The organism is Williamsia maris (assembly GCF_024171815.1).
GTDB lineage: Bacteria > Actinomycetota > Actinomycetes > Mycobacteriales > Mycobacteriaceae > Williamsia_A > Williamsia_A maris.
On sequence record NZ_JAMTCJ010000001.1, the window covers coordinates 1337312 to 1357256 of the forward strand.

Sequence of the window (19945 nt, forward strand, 5' to 3'; positions counted from 1 at the left end):
TTCGATCGAACACCTGTTCAGGTCGACGCCCGGCAACAGCGCGAGTTCGGCCTGAACCGTCGCCACCAACCGATCTCCCTCGACCCGGATCGAGATGTTGGCACCGCTCGGCGCCTCCGAGCGTCCCGCGCTCACCGCGCGTGCCGAGTCACCCTGCGCAGCGACATAGTCAGCCTCACGCACCGCGTCGACACAGCGGACATGCGTTCCCACGGCGAGCACCGCGCCCCCCGATTTGGGTCGACACGATGGCCGCGATCGCGAACGCAGCCTCGACCGAGACCATTCTTCGATCGTCGCCGAATCGGCGAGTCGCGGATCGCCACACGTGACGCGGTGACCGACTGCCGATGCGAGACCTGCAGCCCGTCGTGTGTGCAGTCACCCAAGTGCGGCAAAGGAAACGAGCCGCTGGACAAATCCGGAGCGATCGCCGTGCTCGACCTCATCCTCCGGGAGCTTGCCCAAGGCCCACAGAATTCATCGAATCGTCAGGTCAGCGCCCTGTGCAGTACACTCGGGGCCATACGCATTGGCTGAAACCCCGGGTTCTGCGTCACCTGGGAAGGATCGCCATCACATCGTCACCGCCGTCTCGTGAGCTCTACCTCGTTCCGCCGAATGCCTCGGCCGCACAGCGCAAGCACGCCACCGAACGTCCGGTGACCCCACGACTGCGGGACCGCACCGACATCGTCGAGTTCCACGGCAGGCACGCGTTGCGCAACACCACCACGACGCCTCGTCAGGCGATGGTCGCCGACCTGCTGTTCATCCGGGACGCGCTCGACTCCGCAGGCATCGGATACCTGCTGGTCCGCGGCAACGACCTGCGGCCCGTCCTCGCCGTCGACTGGCACGTGCGTACCGAACTGCGGGCCGCGCTCGTCTCCGCATGCGAGCGGGAACCGTTCTACGTCAAGGCGATGGACGTCAAGAGCAGCCGCCCGACACTGGTCGCCGACGGCAAGCTCTCCGAGGACGACGACGCCCGCGTCCTACGGCTCTATCGTCCGCGCTTCGAACCGACCAGCGGGCTGCACTACGGCGCGTCGACCGCGGTGCAGATCGAACTGTGGTCGATGTCGGACGAGGTGATGGTGTTGCCGGTCGAGAACTCGCTGACCCGCAACACCATTCGTGCCGACGAGGTCGTGCGCGGCACGGTCGAGCGGTTCGGTGTGACCTGGCCGACGATCGAGAACATGTTCGACGATCACGCCTCCGACATCTCCTTCGACATCGACATCGTCTTCTCCTGGGTCGACGGGTCGTCGGCGGAGTTCCAGGCCCAGCGCGCCAAGCGCATGAAGAACTACGTGGTCGGGTCGGGCGACGACTCGGCCGCACGGTTCCGCCAGATCGACGAACTCAAGTACGCGCTGCGTTCGGTGCACATGTACGCCCCGTGGATCCGTCGCATCTTCGTCGCGACCGACTCCCCACGCCCGGCGTGGCTGGCCGACGACCCCCGGGTCACGTTCGTCCCCAGCGAGGAGTTCTTCGCCGACACCTCGGTGTTGCCCACCCACAACTCGCAGGCCGTCGAATCGCAGTTGCACCGGATCCCGGGCCTTTCCGAACACTTCCTCTACTCCAACGACGACATGTTCTTCGCCCGACCGGTCCAGCCCGAGATGTTCTTCTCCCCGGGCGGCATCAGCATGTTCATCGAGGGTCCCGTACGCATCGGGCTCGGCGTGAACGACAACGAGCGCAGCGGTTTCGAGAACGCCGCACGGGTCAACCGACGAGTCCTCAAGCAGCGCTTCGGATCTGTGACCACCCGACACCTCGAGCACGTCGCGACGCCGTTGCGCAAGAGCGTGATGTCGGAGATGGAGGTCGAGTTCCCCGAAGAGTTCACCGCCACCGCGGCCAGCGCGTTCCGGGCCAGCGAGAACATCTCGGTCACCAACTCGCTGTACCACTACTACGCCCTGCGCACGGGCCAGGCCGTGGTCCAACGCGGAGCCAAGGTCCGCTACATCGACACCACGTCGACGGCCGGTCTGCGGTCGATGGACAAGCTGCTGCCCAAACGGGCCGTGGACTTCTTCTGCCTCAACGACGGCAGCTTCCCCGAGGTCGACCTCGAGGTCCGGACCGACCGGGTCACCCGGTTCCTCGACCGGTACTTCCCGATCGCCGCGGAGTGGGAGACACCGGCCTCGGCGTCCCCCATCACGCGCTAGACCGAACGGCTCCCGGCCCGCGAACTCTCCCGGATCGTGACCCCGTGCGTGGCGAGCCGACGCGCGGCCTCGTCGGCGTCGACACCCTCACCCACGGTGGAGTGACCGCGCATGGGGACGACCGAGCAGACGACGGTCTCGTCGTAGACGTAGACGAGGTTGTGCGCCTGGGCCCCGTCGCGTCCCCGCACCGCCCCGGCGGGCACCGCCAGGTCCTGGGTGTAGCTGGTCGCCGAGACCACCGACACCGGGATGCCCGCGAACGTCGCCGTCGACGAGTAGTGCAGGTGTCCCGAGAGGATCTGCCGGATGTCGCTGCCGCGCACCACATCCGCGAGCTTGTGCTGATCGAGTAGTTCCACCAGCGTCGACAGGTCGAGGACCGCCGGGATCGGCGGGTGATGCATCACCAGGATGCTGCCGTACTCCGCGGGTGTCGCGAGCACGTCGGCCAACCACGCCAGCTGGGCGTCGGTCACCTCACCGTGGTGATAGCCGGGAACGGTGGTGTCGAGACTGATGATCCGCAGTCCGTCGATGTCGTGGACCTCGTCGACCGACTCGCTGGACGGCTCCTGGTCGAGCAGGTGGGCGCGGAACTGTGCCCGGTCGTCGTGGTTGCCCATGGCCCAGATCACCGTCGCACCGAGTTCGGCCGCCAGTGGTTCGACCAGTGCCCGGAGGTCGTCGTAGGCGGAGGCCTCGCCCCGGTCGGTCAGGTCGCCGCTGAAGACCAGGGCGTCGGGACGCGCCTTGGACGCCTGGACGTCGCCGAGGATCTGCCGCAAGCGCAGCCCGCTGTCCACGTCGCCGTAGAGGATGCCCTCGCCGACGAGATGGGTGTCGCTGAGGTGGAGGATGCAGAAATCGGGCCGCGCATATTCGGCCATTCGGGCCTTCATCTGGTCTCGCTTCCGCCGACCGCTCGTCGCGGGCCGTGCGTGGGGCTGCGCGAAACCCGGGGCCGGGCATCCGTCGTGTTCACCCTAGACAACCTCGGACGCGGATCGGGTCGGCGCGGGGTCGGGTGGTGTCGCGCGGCAGCGGGCGTCTCACTCGGCCGGCCCGGCCCGCGCGATGGCGCGCGCCTGCCGGACGCCGAACGGCCCGAGGTCGACATCCGTCGTCGCCAGGACGACGACGTCCTCACCGTCGGTGCGGCATCGGGCGATCGTCACCGATGAGGTGGCGGCGATCGTCCGCGCGGCTCCGCACGGATCGTCCAGCGCCAGCATCGCCCGTTGGGCGGCGGCGAGGGCGGCGAGATCGGCCACCGACTGAGCCCGGTGTCGCGCCACGACCGCCGAACCGACGAACACCACCGCGACCACCAGGCTGACGAGTCCGACGATCACCCACGCACCGAACACCGTGGCCACACCGCGTTCGTCGGACGCGACCCGCGTGCACCATTGTCGCGGTGGTCGGGGCGTCATGAGCCGGCCGGCGCCACCGGCTCCATCGCCGCCACGGCGGTTGCACCGAGGTCGACACCCGGCAGCAGCGCGAGTTCCGCGTGAACGGTCACGACCACCCGATCGGCGTCGGACCGGATGCCGATGTCTGCGCCGCCGGGGGCCACCGAACGTCCCACGGTCATCGCCCGGGCCGAATCGCCCTGCGCGGCCACACGCGCCGTCTCGCGCGCCGCATCGACACAGCGGACATGGACACTCACGCCCAGCACCGCGCCGATCCCCAGAATCAACACCGAGACGATCGCCGCGATGGCGAACGCCGCCTCCACCGACACCATGCCGCGCTCATCGCCCCACGAACGGACCACCGTCCAGCCCCGCCAACCGCCCTGCGCGTCCCCGATCACCCGGTTTCGACGCGCGCCCGGCGCCCGCGGTTCCACTCGACCGAACGATCGACACGGGTCGCCCATGGCCGTCAGACCGTGTTTACTCGTACGCATGGGTAACGCCGAGGGACCCGCAGTGGCCGTGATCGTACCGATGTACAACGAGAAACACCTGGTCCTGGACACGCTGCGCGCTCTGGAGGCCCAGCGTTTCGATCAGCCGGTCCACCGCGACGTGCTCGGCGGATTCCGTGTCATCCTCGTCGACAACAACAGCACCGACGACACCGCGACGATCGTGAGCGACTTCATATTGGCCGGCACAACGGTCCCGTTCGAGATGATCACGGAACGCGAGAAGGGGACCGGGTCCGCCGCCGACGCCGGCGCGCGTCGTGCCATCGAGCTCGGTGCGACCTACATCGCCCGTACCGACGCCGACACCCTCCCCGCCCCCGACTGGCTCGCGTCGATCACCGCTCCACTGCTCAGCGGCAAGCGTCTCGTGGGCGGTCGGGTCCGGGCGCGCAGCGGTGACGGGATGCAGTCGACGGTGTTCAACGCCGTCGGGCGGCTCTGGCGCGTCGGGCATCTCGTCGAGTGGGTCCGCACCCGCAACCACGACCCGGACAAGCGCCGCAGTTTCGCCGTCGTCGGCAACAACCTCGCCATCGACGCCGAGATGTACGAGAAGTCCGGCGGCTTCCCCCGCACGTCGATCGAGGAGGCCGACGAGGACCAGGTGCTCCAGCAGCGCGTCCGCGCCATCACGGGCGGTGACGGAATCGCGTTGGCGCCCAACGCGATCGTCTACACATCACTGCGACGTCTCGACGAGTACGGCACCCAGGGCTTCGTGTCCTGGTACGCATCGTCCGATCGCACTGCCACAGAACAGAACACCGACATTCGCTGACGCACAACGGACGATCCACCGAGGAACGCGAGGAGTGACACCACGATGCCAACCGAACAACTCAGCAGGACCGACAAGCCGACCGTCGCAGTGATCGTCGCGGCGTACAACGAGGAGAAGTTCATCCTCGACACGTTGCGGGCACTCGACAAGCAGCGCTGGGACGACGTCATCCACCGCGATGTGCTCGGGAGCCCCCGGGTCATCGTGGTCGACAACAACAGCACCGACCGGACCGCGGACATTGTGGCCGAGCACATCCAGTCGCACCCGCGGTTCCCCGTCGAGCTGATCACCGAGAAGCAGAAGGGCCTCGGGTACGCGATCGACACCGCGGCCCGACACGCCATCGACACCGGGGCGACGCTGGTCGCGCGAACGGACGCCGACACCATCCCGGACACCGAATGGCTCTCCCAGCTGATCCGGCCGTTGCTCGACGGCAAACGCCTGGTCGGTGGTCGGCTGCGTGCGCGCACCGACGAGGGCTTCACCAACGTCGTGTTCAACGCGATCGGTGTCGCCTGGCGGCTCGGGCACGGTGTGGAGTGGTGGCGGACCCGCAAGGAACCCGACGCCCTCCGACGCAGCTTTGCGGTGTGCGGGCCGAACCTGGCCTTCGACGCCGACATCTACCGCGAGAGCGGCGGTTTCCCGCGGGTGTCGATGGACGACGCAGACGAGGACATCATCCTGCAGCGCCGGGTCCGCGCCATCACCGGTTCGGCCGGGATCGGGCTGGCGCAGAAGGCAGTCGTCTACATCTCGCTGCGCCGACTGCACGCGTTCGGCATCAAGGACTTCGTGACCTGGTACAGCACCAAGGACCGCGACACCACCGGCAAGCAGGTCGACGTCCGCTGACGACGCTCGGGCGAGACCGGTTCCGGGACAGCGCAACCGCCCGGCCGGTCTCGACCCGCGGCCGTCAGCTCACCGTGGTGTTCAACGCCTTGGTGATGATGCCCGTCAACGCCGAGACGATGTTGTCGCCGGTGACCACCGTGTAGAGAATGGCCCCGAACGCCGCCGCGGCAATCGTCCCGATCGCGTACTCGGCCGTGGACATCCCCTCGTCGTCGGTCACGACGATCATCACCCGTGTCTGCAGATCCTGGATCACCCTGTTCACCATCATGTCTCCCCCTTGTGCCCGCGACGGCGTGTTCCGTCGCGAAGTTCTTCTCTCACAGCAGTCCGCCGTCGAGGACGTTGCCCGCCAACCCGATGACCACCGGGACGATGCCGAGGCAGACGAACGCGGGCAGGAAGCACAGTCCGAGCGGTCCGGAGATCGCCACCCCCGCGCGTTCGGCGGCCGCCGCCGCGTTGTCCTGTGCCGCTGCGCGTTCGGTCTCGGCCAGCTCCCGTAGTCCTCTAACCGGCGACGAACCCGCCCGCGCAGACCTCCGGGCCATCGCACTCAACGACACCGACGACGCCGGCGCATCCGTCGGCACCTCCCAGGCGTGCGCCGGATCGGCACCCAGCCCCAGCAGCTCCGCGGCCCGACGCAGCGTCCGCGCCATGGCGTCCGGTGCCGAGTGGGACACGACCTCGGCCGCGGTGGCGACCGGCATCCCCGAGCGCAGGCACACCGCGAACAGGTCGTAGCCGGCCGCGTTGGCGAACGGATCGTCGCGGTCCTTCGTGACCCCAAGCCAGCGCGCCTCCCGGACGATCTCGGGTGGCGGCGCAATCCGATACAGCCGCCACTGCGGCGCCGGGATGATCCACAGGCCGATCAGCGCGCACACACCGGCCACCACCCACACGCCGCTCACGGCCGCATCACCTTCGCGGTGATGCGTTCGGTCCACCAGAGGCCCGTGGCCACCAGTGCGGTGCCGACGACGAGCAGCGCACCACCGAGGCCCCCGCCGAACAGGATCGCCAGCGGCCGAGCGCCCATCGCCTGACCGAGACCGATCCCGAGGAGCGGCAACAGGGCCAGGACGGTCGCGGTGGCACGAGCACCCGCCAACGCGGCTCGTGTGCGCTCGGCGAACCGGCGCCGGGCCACGAGATCGTCACGCACGGCGCTGAGCAGGTCGGCCATCGGCAGCCCGTGTCGCTCGGCCGTCCGCCAGGCGACGGCCACTCGATCCCAGGACGACTGATGGGTCACAGTGGCGCCCTCGATGCCCTCCGCGACGTCGCCACCCAGTTCCGCCCGGCCGGCCATCTGCGTCAGCACCCCGGCGACCGCGGCTGACTCCCCGACCCCTCCGCGGGACACGTCGTCGGCCGCCTGCCGACATGCACGGGCCGGGTGGGCGCCCACCGACAACTCCGCGATCATCACCGCGACCGCATCCAGCAGGAGACCCAGCCCGGCATCGAGCTCGGCGGTTCTGCGTTGCAACGCCATCCGATGGTGAACGGTCACCGCCGCGATGCCCGCGGCGATCGTCGCCGCCGGTCCGACCACGACGAAGACCACCGCACAGGCTCCCGCGGCGACGAGCACCGGCGCACCCGGCAGACCGCGGCGGCGACCGACCCCTCCCGCCAGGGTCCGCAGGCGCGCCGTCGGCCGGGCCCGGGGCCACAGGAGGAGCATCGCGGCCACCCCGGCCAACAGCGGACTCATCTCGACCCCGTCCGCGGTGTCCGGGACCCGACGAGCCGGTCGAGGTCCGTACGGGCATCGGTGAAGCCGTTGTCACGCAACCACACCGGCTCGATCCGCACCAGACCGTCCGCGCCGCGCGTCACCAGGCCGATCTCGGACACCCCGCGGCGCCCAGCGGCGTCGCGCGCGACGCCGATGACTACGTGGACCGCGGCCGCGAGCTGACTGTGCAGAGCAGCCCGGTCCATGCCACCGAGGGCGGCGAGTGCCTCCATGCGGGCGGGCACCTCGGTCGTCGAGTTCGCGTGCAACGTCCCCGCGCATCCCTCGTGCCCGGTGTTCAGCGCGGTCAGCAGATCGACCACCTCGGCGCCCCGCACCTCGCCGACGACGATCCGATCGGGTCGCATCCGCAACGCCTGCCGGACCAGGTCCCGGACCGCGACCGCTCCGACGCCCTCGACGTTCGCGGTCCGCGCGACGAGTCGCACGACATGCGGATGATCGGGTGCGAGCTCCACCGCGTCCTCGACGCACAGAATCCGTTCGGCGGGGTCCACCCGACCCAACATCGCGCTGAGCATCGTCGTCTTGCCTGCACCGGTGCCACCGACGATGAGGAAGGCCAGGCGCGCATCGATCACCGACGCCACCGTCCCGGCGATCTCCGACGGGATCGCTCCACGCTCGACCAATGCGTCGAGATGCTGTGTGGCCGGTCGGAGAACCCGCAGGGACAGACACGTGCCGTCGACACTGATCGGCGGGATCACCGCGTGTAGTCGGACGCTGTAGCCGCGCCGACCGACGTTGCTCAGCTGGCCGTCGACCCATGGCGCGGCGTCGTCGAGTCGTTTGCCTGCCCCCAGCGCGAGGCGGACGGCCAGGCGACGCACCGCCGCGTCGTCGGTGAAGCGGACGTCGCTGCGGCGCAGCCCGATCCCGCGATCGACCCAGACCTGATCGGGACCGACGACCAGGATGTCGGCGACGTCGGGATCGGCGAGCAACTCCTCCAGACGTCCGGCCCCGACGAGTTCGGTCTGCAGGAACCGCAGAGCCTCGAGCAGGTCGGTGTCGCCGAGCACTCCCCCGGACTCGGCCCGGATCGCGTCGGCCATCACCTGCGGCGTGGGGTCCGCGGACTCCGATGCCAACCGTTCGCGGACACGGACCAACAGATCCGCACGCTGATCGGTCAGCCCGGTCATGCGACGTAGCCCGCGGCGTCGGTGAGCCGGTCGAGGACGCGATCGGCCGTGCGCGAGAGCGCAGATCGTGGCCGCAGCGACAACGCCCCCGATTCGAGAGCGGCGACGAGTCCTCGTTCCGACCGCATGCCGGCGATCAGCGGGAGTCCGGCCGCGTCGGCGATGTGGTGCGCCGACAGTCCACCCGGCGCGGGGCCGCGGACCACGCACCCGACCCGTTCGGTGCGGGCGGCCATGCGCGCCGACATCTCCCGGGTGGCCGCACACCCGTGGACGGTGGCCGAGGTGATCACCACGACGAGGTCCACCGACTCGACCACCGCGTCGACGAGCGACGTCGCGCGACGCGGCAGATCGACCACGACGATGTCACCGTTCTCGCGGCCGGCATCGATCACCGTCGTCACCGCGTCCATCCCCACCGGCCGCACGTCCCCACGCCTCGGGCACAACACGGCCAGATCCGTCCCCACCCGCGGCAACGCCGCGTGCAGACTGTCGGCGAACACGTGCCCGCTCTCGAGGGTCAGGTCAGGCCACCGCAGCCCGGATGTGTCCTCGATCCCGAGCAGGAGGTCGACGCCGCCGCCGAGTTCGTCGACGTCGAGCAGCAGCGTCGTCCCCGCGAACTCTCCGGCCGCGCGCATCGCGACAGCGGCGGCGAGCACCGACGCCCCCGCTCCGCCGTGACCACCGAGGCACGCGACCACCGCCCCGGCCGGGCTGCGCGGCGCCCGCAGTCGACTCAAGGCCCCGACCACGTCGTGTTCCTGCTCGGGCAGGAGGTACCCGTCGTGCGCACCCAAGGTCAGCGCCGACCGCCACAGCTGTGGATCGACCTCGCCGGAACCGACTACGAGGACACCGCCGCGACGCGGCCACCCGAGCCCGGCGAGATCTGACGCCGCCCGGGCGTCGACGACCACCGCCAGGCAGTCCGACCACGCCCGACGGCAGGTGTCCGGCTCCGCGGTGACCACCTGATAGCCGGCCGCGGCGGCGCAGCGGGCCACATCGTCGGCGAGGTCGTCGCCCACCATGACCAGTACGTGATCGCTCATGGGGTCGATGGTGCTCGGGCGATGTCACCGTCGACCGTGCAACGGGCACCCGATCCCCGCATTCTGCGACTCGGAGAACAACTGTGCACAAATAGGCTGAATGCGCGCGAAACCACAGGTCAGTGAATGCGGTTATTGCGATCAGCGTGCGCAGAATGGGGACGGACGAAAAGGTCCGGAAATGGGGACGACCCCGGCCAGGGGGGGAGGAGGCCAGGGTCGTCGCGTTTCAGCCCCGGGGGGTCGGGCTGAAAGCCCCGGATGAACCGGGTAACCATGACTATACACACGGTCCCCGGGATGATTGCAAGTTCAACCATGTTGTTACCCGCGGGTAGTTTATGGCGGCTGACCTCACGGTTTGGTGTCGGAGCCCGGACGTCTGTCCGAGCCGACCCGCCCGCCGAGCCCCCGACGTAGGCTGATGCCGTGACGACCTCGCCACCGGGTTCACCCACGGGTGCCCGGAGTGCTCAGAGACCCGAAACTCCCGTAGCCGCATTCTTCGATCTCGATAAAACGATTATCGCCAAGTCGAGCACCCTGGCATTCTCACGACCCTTTTTCGACGAGGGCTTGATCAACCGGCGCTCGGTGCTGAAATCGAGTTACGCACAGTTTCTGTTCCTGCTGACCGCGGCCGATGCGGACCAGGTCGAGCGACTCCGCAAGCACGTGACGCAGATGTGCGCGGGATGGGACGTCGACCAGGTGCGCACGATCGTGGCCGAGACCCTGCACGACATCGTCGACCCGCTGGTCTTCGCCGAGGCGGCCGAGCTCATCGCCGGCCATCGTGCACGCGGACACGACGTGGTGATCGTGTCGGCGTCGGGCAGCGAGATCGTCGAGCCGATCGGCGGGATGCTCGGCGTCGACACCTCGGTGGCGAGCCGTATGCAGGTGGTCGACGGCAAATACTCCGGCGAGGTCGAGTTCTACTGCTACGGCGAGGGCAAACGGACCGCCATCCGTGAGATCGCCGCCGAGCGCGGGTACGACCTGGCGTTGTGCTTCGCGTACTCGGATTCGATCACCGATCTGCCGATGCTGGAGGTCGTCGGCCATCCGACCGCGGTCAACCCCGACCGCGCGCTGCGCAAGGCCGCGGCCGCCAACGGCTGGCCGGTCCTGTCGTTCAACCGCCCCGTCTCCCTGCCTGAACGGCTCCCCGGCGCGCCGTCGCGCACGACGGTGACCGGCGCAGCAGCCGTCGGCGTGGGCGCAGTGGTGGCCGGCGGCATCACCTACGCGATCGTGCACCGCACCCGGGGTCGTTGACCCTTTCGGGGCTGTCACGCAAAGGTTTTCGACTGACCACCGAATCGTTGCCGTTCACCTCTTGATGTGACCGATGTCACGGTGTACAAAGAGAACTACGGAAGTACGAACGGCAAAGGCCACCTCGGAAGAGAAGGAGTGGCCCCCCGGACGGGCACTTCCCAGCACGGACACCGAGCACCCACGCGGAGCACGCCGCGAGAGGCACAAGTGTTGCGGGCCTGCGACATTGCGGAAGTGACGAGAGCGTCGGACCTTGGGTGGGACGGCGCGTTCATCACAACGCGACCAATCGCCGAGGCCACCCACGCAACCCACTCAGCACGCTTGGTAACCAGTGATCCGTGCTCGGCGGGCGGCCTGATGATCTCCGCGATCATCGGCCGCCCGCATTTATGTGTCCACCGGCGTCGAGGTCGGCGTGATTCAGCGACGAGCGTCGGCGATCGACCGGGCCTCGGTCGCCCCCGCGGTCAGCGCGGCACAATGCAGGGTCAACCATTCACGAACCCCGTCACCGGTTCCGCTACCGAAGCCGATTGCGGCCGTACGATATTCGTCGATCCGGCGCAGCCAGGTCACCTCCGGCACTCCGAGACTGTGTGGATCGAGTCCGGTCGACGCCGCGACCAGTCGCGCGGCGGCGCGGGCGACCACGCCGTTGCCGGTGGTGAACGGGGCGAGGGTCAGCAACTCCCCGTGGACGACGCCCGCGAGTACCGGCGCCGCGACCGAGGTACCGCCGGTGACGAGCTGCGCGAGCATGTCGAGACGCTGGGAGACGTCCGGGTCGGTCCGCGGGCGGCCGAGGGTGTCGGGATCGGTGACCAGGTCGGCCGCGACCAACAGGTGCAGTCGGGCGAGCGCCTGCAACGGCGCCCGCGTCCACACCGAGACGAGCTGATCCAGCGAATCACCGGTCAGGGCCAACGCGACCCGCATGGCGCCGCCGAGCACCGGGTCCTCGACGTCCTCGTCCCGCCGCAGCGAGCCGGCCACGCCCTCGATGCCCGCCGAGGAGTGCGCGGTTCGCCACGAGGCCTCGGTCGAGGTGTCCAACCATCCACGCATGTTGACCGGATGCCGGTGCACCGAGCTCAGCGCGTCACGCGCCTCGTCCGCGGCGGCGGCGACGCCGGGCAGGTCCAACAGCGGTGCGAGCGGATCGGTGGTCACAAGCGATCAGCGTAGTGGTCGGCGCATCCGCGGCCGGTCCGCCGGCACTACGTCGTGACGATGGACGCCCCGGGAATCGCGTCGAGCAGCTTGCGCGTGTAGTCCTGCGACGGGTTGTCGAACACCGCGTCGGTCGTGGACTGTTCGACGACCTTGCCCTGCTCCATGACCACCACGTTGTCGGCGATCTGCTTGACGACGGCCAGGTCATGGGTGATGAACAGGTACGTCAGGCCCAGCTCGCCCTGCAGGTCGTTCAGCAGACCGAGGATCTGCGCCTGGACCAGCACGTCGAGCGCCGAGACCGCCTCGTCGCAGATGATCAGCTCGGGATCGAGCGCCAACGCGCGCGCGATGGCCACACGCTGTCGCTGGCCGCCGGACAACTCGTTGGGAAAGCGCTTCATCACCGACGACGGCAGCGCCACCTTGTCCAGCAGATCCCGGACACGGGCCTCGCGCTCCTTCGACGACCCGATGCCGTGGATCCGCAGCGGCTCCTCGATGACCCGGTAGATCGAGAACAGCGGATCGATCGACCCATACGGGTTCTGGAAGATGGGCTGCACCCGTCGCCGGAACGCCAGGGCGCGCTTGCCCTTGAAGCTCGTGACGTCGTCACCGTCGAAGGTCACCGACCCGCTGGTCGGAGGGAGCAACGCCAGGACCATCTGTGCGACGGTGGATTTGCCCGAACCGGACTCGCCGACGATCGCGGTGGTGGTGCCGCGGCGGATGGAGAACGAGACGTCGTCGACCGCGGTCAGCGTCTTCGATTTCCACGGCGCGCTGCCGCGGATGGGGAAGACCTTGGTGAGCTTGTCGACCACGAGGACCGTCGGGTCGGCCGCGACCGGCTTGATCTCGTCAGCGACGTCGACCGCCTGCTCCACGATCTCCGCGCGAGCGGCCTTGGCCGTCAAGCGCTTCGACGCCAGCGACGGGGCCGAGGCCACGAGACGCTTGGTGTACTCGTGCTGCGGGTCGCGCAGGATCTCGCGCGCCGGACCGGACTCGACGACCTTGCCGCGGTACATGACCACGAGGTGCGACGCGCGCTCGGCGGCGAGACCGAGATCGTGGGTGATCAGCAGGACCGACGTGCCCAGTTCCTTGGTCAGACCCTCGAGATGGTCGAGGATCTGCCGCTGCACCGTGACGTCGAGTGCGGAGGTGGGCTCGTCGGCGACGAGCAGCTTCGGCCGGCACGCGAGGCCGATGGCGATCAGCGCGCGCTGGCGCATACCGCCGGAGAACTCGTGGGGGTACTGGTTCATCCGCGACTCGGCGTCGCGCATACCGGCCTCGGTCAGCAGCTCCGCCGCGCGCTTCTTGGCCGCGGCCCCCTTGGCGACGTTGTTGGCCTCGAGTGCCTCACGGACCTGGAAGCCGATTTTCCACAACGGGTTCAGGTTCGACATCGGGTCCTGCGGCACCAGGCCGATCTCAGACCCCCGCAGGGCGTCGATGTCCTTCTTCGACGCGGTGGTCAGCTCCTGGCCGTCGAAGCTGATGCTGCCCGAGGTGACGTGCCCGGTGCCCGGCAGTAGGTTGAGCACCGCGTTGGCGGTGGTCGTCTTGCCGGATCCGGACTCGCCCACGATCGCGACGGTCTGGCCGGGATAGATCGTCAGGCTGACGCCGGAGACCGCTTCGGTGTCGCCGAAGGAGACCGCGAGGTCGGTGACCTTCAGCAGTGGTGTGGCGTCGGTGTTCTGTTCGCTCATCGGGTGCGCGCCTTGGGGTCGAGGGCGTCGCGCAACGCGTCGCCCATCATCATGAAGCTGAGCACCGTCAGGGCCAGCCCCACAGCGGGATAGAGCAGGATCGGGTTGCCCGAGCGGAGCAGGCTCTGCCCCGCCGAGATGTCGATCCCCCAGGACACGCTGGTGGCCGGCAGTCCGATGCCGAGATACGACAGCGTCGCCTCGGTCACGATGAACACACCCAGGGAGATGGTGCTCGTGACGATGACCGGGCCGAGCGCGTTGGGGATCACGTGGTTGAACAGCGTGCGCACCCGCGACGAGCCCAATGCCTGTGAGGCGGTGATGAACTCGTTGTTGCGGATCGAGATGGTCGCACCGCGGGCGATACGGGCTATCTGTGGCCAGCCGAAGACCGCGAGGATCGTGACGACGGTCCAGACGCTGCGGGTGGTGAACATCTGCATGATCACGATCGCGGCCAGGATCAGCGGCAGCGCGAAGAAGATGTCGGTCAGACGCGAGATGATCACATCGAGCCACCCGCCGAAGAACCCGGCGAACACGCCGAGCAGACCACCGACGACGAACGCGATGAGCGTGGTGCAGACGCCCACGACCACCGACGCACGTGCGCCGTACATGGTGCGGGAGTAAATGTCACAGCCCTGCAGGTCGGTACCGAACCAGTGGGCACCGCTGGGCTTGAGGAGGCTGTCGGCGCCGATGCACTGACGGGGGTCCTGGTGCGCGAACAGCCCGGGGAACAGACACACCAGGATGACGAACAGGATCATCACCGCGGAGATGATGAACAGCGGGCGGCGACGCAGGTTGCGCCAGGCGCCCTTCCAGAAGCCCGCCGAGGCGGTCGAGTCGTCGACCGTGTCGACGGCGAGCACCTCGGTGGCGTCCGGGCCGGCGACGAACCGAGCCTGGCCGGCGCGCGCGCCGATGGGCATTTCCGGGGTGGGGTCAGGCATAACGGATCCTCGGATCGATGACGGCGTAGAGGAGATCGACCGCCAGGTTTGCGATGAGGTAGATCAGGACCAGCACCGTGACGATGGATACCACCGTCGGCGCCTCGCCGATCTGCACACTGCGGAACACGGTCTGGCCGATCCCGTTGATGTTGAAGATCCCCTCGGTGACGACGGCACCGGCCATCAGAGCGCCGAGGTCGGCGCCCAGGAAGGTGACGACGGGGATCAGCGAGTTGCGCAGGATGTGGACGGTGACGACACGCGGACGCCCCAGTCCCTTCGCGGTCGCGGTACGTACGTGGTCGGCGGTGGCGTTCTCGGCGACCGATGAACGCGTCAGCCGCAGCACGTAGGCAAAAGACCCGGACGCCAGCACAATCGCAGGCAGCACCAGATTCGAGATCCCGTCGTTGCCGCCCACCGTCACCGGCGCGAGGCCCCACTTGACGCCGATCACGAACTGCGCGATGAAGCCGATCACGAAGATCGGGATGGCGATCACGATGAGGCTGATGACCAGGACACTGCTGTCGAACCAGCCGCCCTTGCGCATACCGGCGATGACACCGAACACGATGCCGAACACGGCCTCGAAGATCAGCGCCATGACGGCGAGGCGGATCGTCACCGGGAAGGCCTGCTGCATCACATCGAGCACCGGACGCCCCGAGAACGACGTCCCGAAGTCGAAGGTGAAGATGCCCTTGAGGTACAGCCAGTACTGGGTGAAGAAGTTGTCGTTGAGGTGGTACTGCTCGCGGATCTGATTACGCACCGCCTCGGTGAGCGGACGTCCACCGCCAAGCGCCGCGGTGGGGTCACCGGGCAGCTTGTAGACCATGAAGTAGAGGAGCAGCGTCGCACCGAAGAACACCGGGATCAGCTGCAGGATCCGACGGATGGTGTACCAGACCATGATTGGTCACTTTCTCTCAGCGCAGCCATCGGCCCCGCGCCCCTCCGACACTGGGCCGGAGGGGACGGGGTCGAAGGACAGGGACTACTTGGTGATGTTCTCGTAATCCGGCAGACCCGACCACGTGATGGACGCCTTCACACCGGTGTTGACGCCGGCGTTGTTGACGTAGTCCCACATGGGAATTGCGGGCAGGTCGTTGAGCAGGATCTGCTGCGCCTCCCCGACGACCTTGTACGACGCCTCGGCGCTGGTCTGGCTCTCGGCCTCACGGACCTTGGCGTCGAACGTGGGGTTGCTGTAACCGGCGTCGTTCGAGCCGCCGCCGGTCACGAAGATCGGCTCGAGGAACTCGAGCATCGACGGGTAGTCACCCTGCCAGCCGGCACGGAACGCGGTCTGGATCGTCTTGTCGTTGATCTGCTGCCGCAGCTGCGAGAACGTCGGGATACCTGCACCCTCGGCGTCGATCTTCAGCGTGTTCTTGATGCTGTTGGCTGCCGCATCGGTCCACTCCTTGTGTCCACCGTCGTAATTGGTGCTGATGACGAACTTTCCCGACCACGGCGAGATGGCGTTGGCCTGGTTCCAGAGCGCGACGGCCTTGGTGGGGTTGTACTCGAGGTTCGACTCCCCCGGCAGGTTGCCGTCGAAGCCGGGCAGCGAGGAGGCGGTGAAGTCCTTCGACGGGTTACGTGATCCCTGGAAGATGTTCGTGGTGATCTGCTTGCGGTCGATCGCCATGGAGATCGCCTGACGCCGCAGCACACCTTCCTGACCACCGAAGTGCGCGAGGCGCTCGGGGATGGTGATGGTCTGGTTCTGTGCGGTGGCCTTGTCGATCGCACGATCTCCCAGGTCCTGCTTGTACGTACGCAGGGCGCTCGTCGGAATCGTGTCCAGCACGTCGAGGTTGCCCGACTGCAGGTCGGCGTAGCCGGTGTCGAGGCTGGTGTAGAACACGAACGAGATGCCCTTGTTCTGCGCCTTGTTCTCACCCGGGTAGTCCGGGTTCGGCACGATGTCGGCCTTGACGTTGTGCTGCCAGGTCTGCAGCTTGTACGGGCCGTTGCCGACCGGGTTCTCACCGAAGGCCTTGATGTCCTTGAACGCGACATCGGGCAGCGGCTTGAAGGGGGTGAACCCCAGACCCAGCTTGAAGTCGATCGCGGGCTGCTTGAGCGCCACGGTGAAGGTGTAGTCGTCGACGACCTTGAGGCCGGACATCGTCTTCACGGTCGGGTTCTCCGACGAGACCTCGTCGTATCCCGCGATCGGCGCGAAGAAACTCTGCTGCTTCTGCGCGTTCGGGGTGTACGCGCCGAAGTTCCAGGCGTCGACGAAGTTGTGCGCCTTCACCTCGGTGCCGTCGGTGAACTTCCAGCCCTTTTTGATGGTGATCGTGTAGTTCTTGTTGTCGGTCGTGTCGAGCTTGTCGACCATCGCCGGCTTCGGGTTGCCGTCGGCGTCGTAGTAGTACAGGCCGGTGAACAGGCGGTCGACGATGCGTCCGCCGCCGTTCTCGTTCGTGGTGGTCGTGATCAGACCCGTCTCGGGCTCGGATCCGTTGACCCGGATCAGGCTGCTGTCCGAACTCGATCCACCACATGCTGCGAGCACGCCCGCACTGATCACCAGTGCACCGGCCATCGCCGCGATTCTCTTCAATCTCACCGCTGTCATTCCTTCTCATCGACGTCGTTCGACGCTCGGGATTACCGGCGTCGAACGTTGTGTGACCTCAAACCCACCCCGCGAACGGAGGTCCGAAACACCTCGGCAACATTTCGTGAATGTCGCTAAACGGCGCTCGGACCTTCGAGGACATTACCCACCTCACCCGGCCCCGTCTCGCTGAGTGGGAAATTCGTTGACTCCTACACGTAACGATTGGTAGGAATTGCGACCTTTCGGACAGACATGTCGCTGCAACGGGAATCCAACGTGACTACGCTCACGATGGGACGGCCGCGACATCCGATCACTGTGGGTACATCCACGCGTGGCGTGCGCCGTGCCGCCGACAATGATGAGCGGTGCGCGACCCGTACCGAACTGAATCTCTGCCGCTCGGGCCTCACCCGCGACGAGCGGCCCCAGAAAGGGTGATTGATCCACCATGTCGAGTGCCACAGGGCAGTCCACGCAGGGCTCGCAGGACGACATTCCATCGGCCTACCCCCCGCCCCCGGAGTTCGCGGAGAACGCGGTCGCCAAGGCCGATCTCTACGACGAGGCCGAGCAGGACCGGCTCGCGTACTGGGCCAAAGAGGCCCGTCGCCTGCAGTGGGACACCGACTTCACCGACACCCTCGACTGGACCGACGCGCCGTTCGCGAAGTGGTTCGTCGGCGGCAAGCTCAACGTGGCCGCCAACTGCGTCGACCGCCACGTCGACGCGGGCAACGGCGACCGTGTCGCCATCCACTGGGTGGGCGAGCCCGGCGACACCCGCGACATCACCTACTCCGACCTGTTGACCGAGGTCAGCCGCGCCGCGAACTACTTCACATCACTCGGCCTCGTGGCCGGTGACCGGGTCGCGGTCTACATGCCGATGGTCCCCGAGGCCATCGTGACGATCCTGGCGTGTGCACGTCTGGGCCTGCCGCACTCGGTAGTGTTCGCCGGGTTCTCCGCGGGCGCACTGCGTTCGCGCGTCGACGACGCCGAGGCGAAGCTCGTCGTGACCACCGACGGACAGTTCCGTCGCGGTCAGCCCGCCCCGCTCAAGGAGGCCGTCGACTCGGCCCTCGGCACCGGTGACGACGCCGCGAAGTCGGTCGAGAAGGTCCTCGTCGTCCGGCGCACCGGCCACGACCCCGACCTCACCTGGGTCGAGGGCCGCGACGTGTGGTGGCACGAGACGGTGGCGAACGAATCCGACTCCCATGCCTACGAGTCGTTCGATGCCGAGCACCCGCTGTTCCTGCTGTACACCTCGGGGACCACGGGCAAGCCGAAGGGCATCCTGCACACCTCCGGCGGCTACCTGACCCAGGTCAGCTCGACGTTCCACAACGTCTTCGATCACCGGCCCGAGTCCGACGTGTTCTGGTGCGGCGCCGACATCGGCTGGGTCACCGGCCACAGCTACCTCGTCTACGGGCCGCTCTCCAACGGCGCCACCGAGATCATCTACGAGGGCACCCCGAACTCCCCCAATGAGCACCGACACTTCGAGATCATCGAGAAGTACGGCGTCACAACGTATTACATCGCACCCACGCTGATCCGCACGTTCATGAAGTGGGGTCGCGAGATCCCCGACGCCCACGACCTGTCGTCACTGCGTCTGCTCGGCAGTGTCGGTGAGCCGATCAACCCCGAGGCGTGGCGCTGGTACCGCGAGGTCCTCGGCGCGAACTCGGCACCGATCGTCGACACGTGGTGGCAGACCGAGACCGGCGGGATGATGGTGTCGCCGTTGCCCGGTGTCACGGCCACCAAGCCCGGTTCGGCCATGAAGCCGCTGCCCGGCATCAGCGCCAAGATCGTCGACGACGACGCCAACGAGGTCGCCCAGGGCGAGCAGGGATACCTCGTCATCGACAAGCCGTGGCCCGCGATGCTGCGCGGCATCTGGCGGGACAACGACCGCTACAAGGAGACCTATTGGTCGCGGTTCGCGGCGCAGGGCTGGTACTTCGCCGGTGACGGCGCGCGCTACGACTCCGACGGCGCCCTGTGGGTCCTCGGCCGCATCGACGACGTCATGAACATCTCCGGTCACCGCATCTCCACCTCCGAGGTGGAGTCGGCATTGGTCAACCACCACGGGGTGGCCGAGGCCGCGGTGATCGGTGCCGCCGACGAGACCACCGGGCAGGGCATCGTCGCGTTCGTCATCCTGCGCGGCAGCACCGTCGACACCGGCGACGCGCTGATCAAGGAGCTCAAAGACCAGGTGTCAAAGGACATCTCGCCGATCGCCAAGCCGCGTGAGATCTACGTCGTGCCGGAACTGCCCAAGACCCGCAGCGGTAAGATCATGCGACGACTGCTCAAGGACGTGGCCGAGGGACGCGAGCTCGGGGACACCTCGACCCTCGTCGACCCGACTGTCTTCGAGAACATCCGCAAGAAGAAGTAGTGGCACGGAGCTCGGCTGCTGA

The 19945-nt window shown here is 67.7% G+C and carries 18 protein-coding genes and 2 pseudogenes; 6 read left to right on the plus strand and 14 right to left on the minus strand.

Annotated features, from left to right (window positions below; translation table 11 throughout):
• Positions 1–75: 75 nt before the first annotated feature.
• A pseudogene (locus tag LX13_RS23175) lies at positions 76–222 on the minus strand (TadE family type IV pilus minor pilin); the annotation flags it as partial.
• A 99-nt stretch (positions 223–321) separates the two neighbouring features.
• On the opposite strand from LX13_RS23175, the pseudogene LX13_RS23585 reads away from it, so the two are divergent.
• Positions 322–540 (plus strand): annotated as a pseudogene (locus LX13_RS23585) (hypothetical protein); the annotation flags it as partial.
• Positions 541–752: 212 nt separating this feature from the next.
• Positions 753–2195, plus strand: a complete 1443-nt coding sequence (locus tag LX13_RS06380) for a stealth family protein (protein ID WP_253660588.1) — start codon at positions 753–755, stop codon at positions 2193–2195.
• On the opposite strand, the gene LX13_RS06385 is transcribed toward LX13_RS06380, so the two are convergent.
• From LX13_RS06385 to LX13_RS06395, 3 genes are all read right to left on the minus strand, one after another.
• Positions 2192–3097 (minus strand): phosphodiesterase, encoded by a 906-nt coding sequence (locus tag LX13_RS06385; protein WP_253660422.1) that lies wholly within the window; start codon positions 3095–3097, stop codon positions 2192–2194. The genes LX13_RS06380 and LX13_RS06385 overlap by 4 nt on opposite strands.
• A 150-nt stretch (positions 3098–3247) precedes the next feature.
• Positions 3248–3574: an Rv3654c family TadE-like protein gene (locus LX13_RS06390; protein ID WP_308214711.1), complete on the minus strand. Its 327-nt coding sequence runs from the start codon at positions 3572–3574 to the stop codon at positions 3248–3250.
• Positions 3575–3627: 53 nt separating this feature from the next.
• The gene (locus LX13_RS06395; protein ID WP_308214712.1) at positions 3628–4020 is read right to left on the minus strand and encodes a TadE family type IV pilus minor pilin; all 393 of its coding nucleotides are present in this window, start codon (positions 4018–4020) and stop codon (positions 3628–3630) included.
• Between the two features lie 118 nt (positions 4021–4138).
• Between LX13_RS06395 and LX13_RS06400 the strand changes: the two genes are divergently transcribed.
• Both LX13_RS06400 and LX13_RS06405 read left to right on the plus strand, forming a co-directional pair.
• Positions 4139–4918 carry a glycosyltransferase family 2 protein gene (locus LX13_RS06400; protein WP_253660424.1) on the plus strand — a complete coding sequence of 260 codons (780 nt, stop codon included), beginning with the start codon at positions 4139–4141 and terminating at the stop codon, positions 4916–4918.
• A gap of 45 nt (positions 4919–4963) precedes the next feature.
• Positions 4964–5782 carry a glycosyltransferase family 2 protein gene (locus LX13_RS06405; protein WP_253660425.1) on the plus strand — a complete coding sequence of 273 codons (819 nt, stop codon included), beginning with the start codon at positions 4964–4966 and terminating at the stop codon, positions 5780–5782.
• Between the two features lie 64 nt (positions 5783–5846).
• Here the strand turns inward: LX13_RS06405 and LX13_RS06410 are convergent, their stop codons facing one another.
• From LX13_RS06410 to ssd, 5 genes are read right to left on the minus strand one after another with little or no spacing between them, the layout of a single operon-like run.
• Complete coding sequence (locus tag LX13_RS06410) at positions 5847–6053, minus strand: DUF4244 domain-containing protein (RefSeq protein WP_253660426.1); 207 nt, start codon at positions 6051–6053, stop codon at positions 5847–5849.
• 52 nt (positions 6054–6105) lie between these two features.
• Positions 6106–6702, minus strand: a complete 597-nt coding sequence (locus LX13_RS06415; RefSeq protein WP_253660427.1) for a type II secretion system F family protein — start codon at positions 6700–6702, stop codon at positions 6106–6108.
• Positions 6699–7511 carry a type II secretion system F family protein gene (locus LX13_RS06420; RefSeq protein WP_253660428.1) on the minus strand — a complete coding sequence of 271 codons (813 nt, stop codon included), beginning with the start codon at positions 7509–7511 and terminating at the stop codon, positions 6699–6701. Before LX13_RS06420 ends, LX13_RS06415 begins: the two co-directional genes overlap by 4 nt.
• Positions 7508–8704: a TadA family conjugal transfer-associated ATPase gene (locus tag LX13_RS06425; RefSeq protein WP_253660429.1), complete on the minus strand. Its 1197-nt coding sequence runs from the start codon at positions 8702–8704 to the stop codon at positions 7508–7510. The genes LX13_RS06420 and LX13_RS06425 overlap by 4 nt, the downstream gene beginning before the upstream one ends.
• Positions 8701–9765 (minus strand): septum site-determining protein Ssd, encoded by a 1065-nt coding sequence (ssd, locus tag LX13_RS06430; protein WP_253660430.1) that lies wholly within the window; start codon positions 9763–9765, stop codon positions 8701–8703. The genes LX13_RS06425 and ssd overlap by 4 nt, the downstream gene beginning before the upstream one ends.
• Before the next feature lie 429 nt (positions 9766–10194).
• Between ssd and LX13_RS06435 the strand changes: the two genes are divergently transcribed.
• A complete protein-coding gene (locus tag LX13_RS06435; RefSeq protein WP_253660431.1) occupies positions 10195–11046 on the plus strand; it encodes an HAD family hydrolase in 852 nt (283 codons plus the stop codon).
• A 426-nt stretch (positions 11047–11472) separates the two neighbouring features.
• Here LX13_RS06435 and LX13_RS06440 read toward each other — a convergent pair whose 3' ends face one another.
• From LX13_RS06440 to LX13_RS06460, 5 genes are all read right to left on the minus strand, one after another.
• Positions 11473–12222 (minus strand): Fic family protein, encoded by a 750-nt coding sequence (locus LX13_RS06440; protein ID WP_253660432.1) that lies wholly within the window; start codon positions 12220–12222, stop codon positions 11473–11475.
• Between the two features lie 47 nt (positions 12223–12269).
• The gene (locus LX13_RS06445; protein WP_253660433.1) at positions 12270–13949 is read right to left on the minus strand and encodes a dipeptide ABC transporter ATP-binding protein; all 1680 of its coding nucleotides are present in this window, start codon (positions 13947–13949) and stop codon (positions 12270–12272) included.
• On the minus strand, positions 13946–14911 hold the full coding sequence (locus tag LX13_RS06450; protein ID WP_253660434.1) for an ABC transporter permease: 966 nt from the start codon (positions 14909–14911) through the stop codon (positions 13946–13948). Before LX13_RS06450 ends, LX13_RS06445 begins: the two co-directional genes overlap by 4 nt.
• Positions 14904–15830, minus strand: a complete 927-nt coding sequence (locus LX13_RS06455) for an ABC transporter permease (RefSeq protein WP_253660435.1) — start codon at positions 15828–15830, stop codon at positions 14904–14906. The genes LX13_RS06450 and LX13_RS06455 overlap by 8 nt, the downstream gene beginning before the upstream one ends.
• 84 nt (positions 15831–15914) lie before the next feature.
• The gene (locus tag LX13_RS06460; protein ID WP_253660436.1) at positions 15915–17513 is read right to left on the minus strand and encodes a peptide ABC transporter substrate-binding protein; all 1599 of its coding nucleotides are present in this window, start codon (positions 17511–17513) and stop codon (positions 15915–15917) included.
• 436 nt (positions 17514–17949) lie between these two features.
• Between LX13_RS06460 and acs the strand changes: the two genes are divergently transcribed.
• Positions 17950–19923, plus strand: a complete 1974-nt coding sequence (acs, locus tag LX13_RS06465) for an acetate--CoA ligase (protein ID WP_253660437.1) — start codon at positions 17950–17952, stop codon at positions 19921–19923.
• Positions 19924–19945: the final 22 nt, after the last annotated feature.

Excerpts from the sequence above, each read along its gene's own strand:
- LX13_RS06380 (WP_253660588.1), top strand. The coding sequence starts at position 753 with ATGGTCGCCGACCTGCTGTTCATCCGGGACGCGCTCGACTCCGCAGGC.
- LX13_RS06385 (WP_253660422.1), bottom strand. The coding sequence starts at position 3,097 with ATGAAGGCCCGAATGGCCGAATATGCGCGGCCCGATTTCTGCATCCTC.
- LX13_RS06405 (WP_253660425.1), top strand. The coding sequence starts at position 4,964 with ATGCCAACCGAACAACTCAGCAGGACCGACAAGCCGACCGTCGCAGTG.
- LX13_RS06410 (WP_253660426.1), bottom strand. The coding sequence starts at position 6,053 with ATGGTGAACAGGGTGATCCAGGATCTGCAGACACGGGTGATGATCGTC.
- LX13_RS06420 (WP_253660428.1), bottom strand. The coding sequence starts at position 7,511 with ATGAGTCCGCTGTTGGCCGGGGTGGCCGCGATGCTCCTCCTGTGGCCC.
- LX13_RS06425 (WP_253660429.1), bottom strand. The coding sequence starts at position 8,704 with ATGACCGGGCTGACCGATCAGCGTGCGGATCTGTTGGTCCGTGTCCGC.
- ssd (WP_253660430.1), bottom strand. The coding sequence starts at position 9,765 with ATGAGCGATCACGTACTGGTCATGGTGGGCGACGACCTCGCCGACGAT.
- LX13_RS06445 (WP_253660433.1), bottom strand. The coding sequence starts at position 13,949 with ATGAGCGAACAGAACACCGACGCCACACCACTGCTGAAGGTCACCGAC.
- LX13_RS06450 (WP_253660434.1), bottom strand. The coding sequence starts at position 14,911 with ATGCCTGACCCCACCCCGGAAATGCCCATCGGCGCGCGCGCCGGCCAG.
- LX13_RS06455 (WP_253660435.1), bottom strand. The coding sequence starts at position 15,830 with ATGGTCTGGTACACCATCCGTCGGATCCTGCAGCTGATCCCGGTGTTC.
- LX13_RS06460 (WP_253660436.1), bottom strand. The coding sequence starts at position 17,513 with ATGACAGCGGTGAGATTGAAGAGAATCGCGGCGATGGCCGGTGCACTG.
- acs (WP_253660437.1), top strand. The coding sequence starts at position 17,950 with ATGTCGAGTGCCACAGGGCAGTCCACGCAGGGCTCGCAGGACGACATT.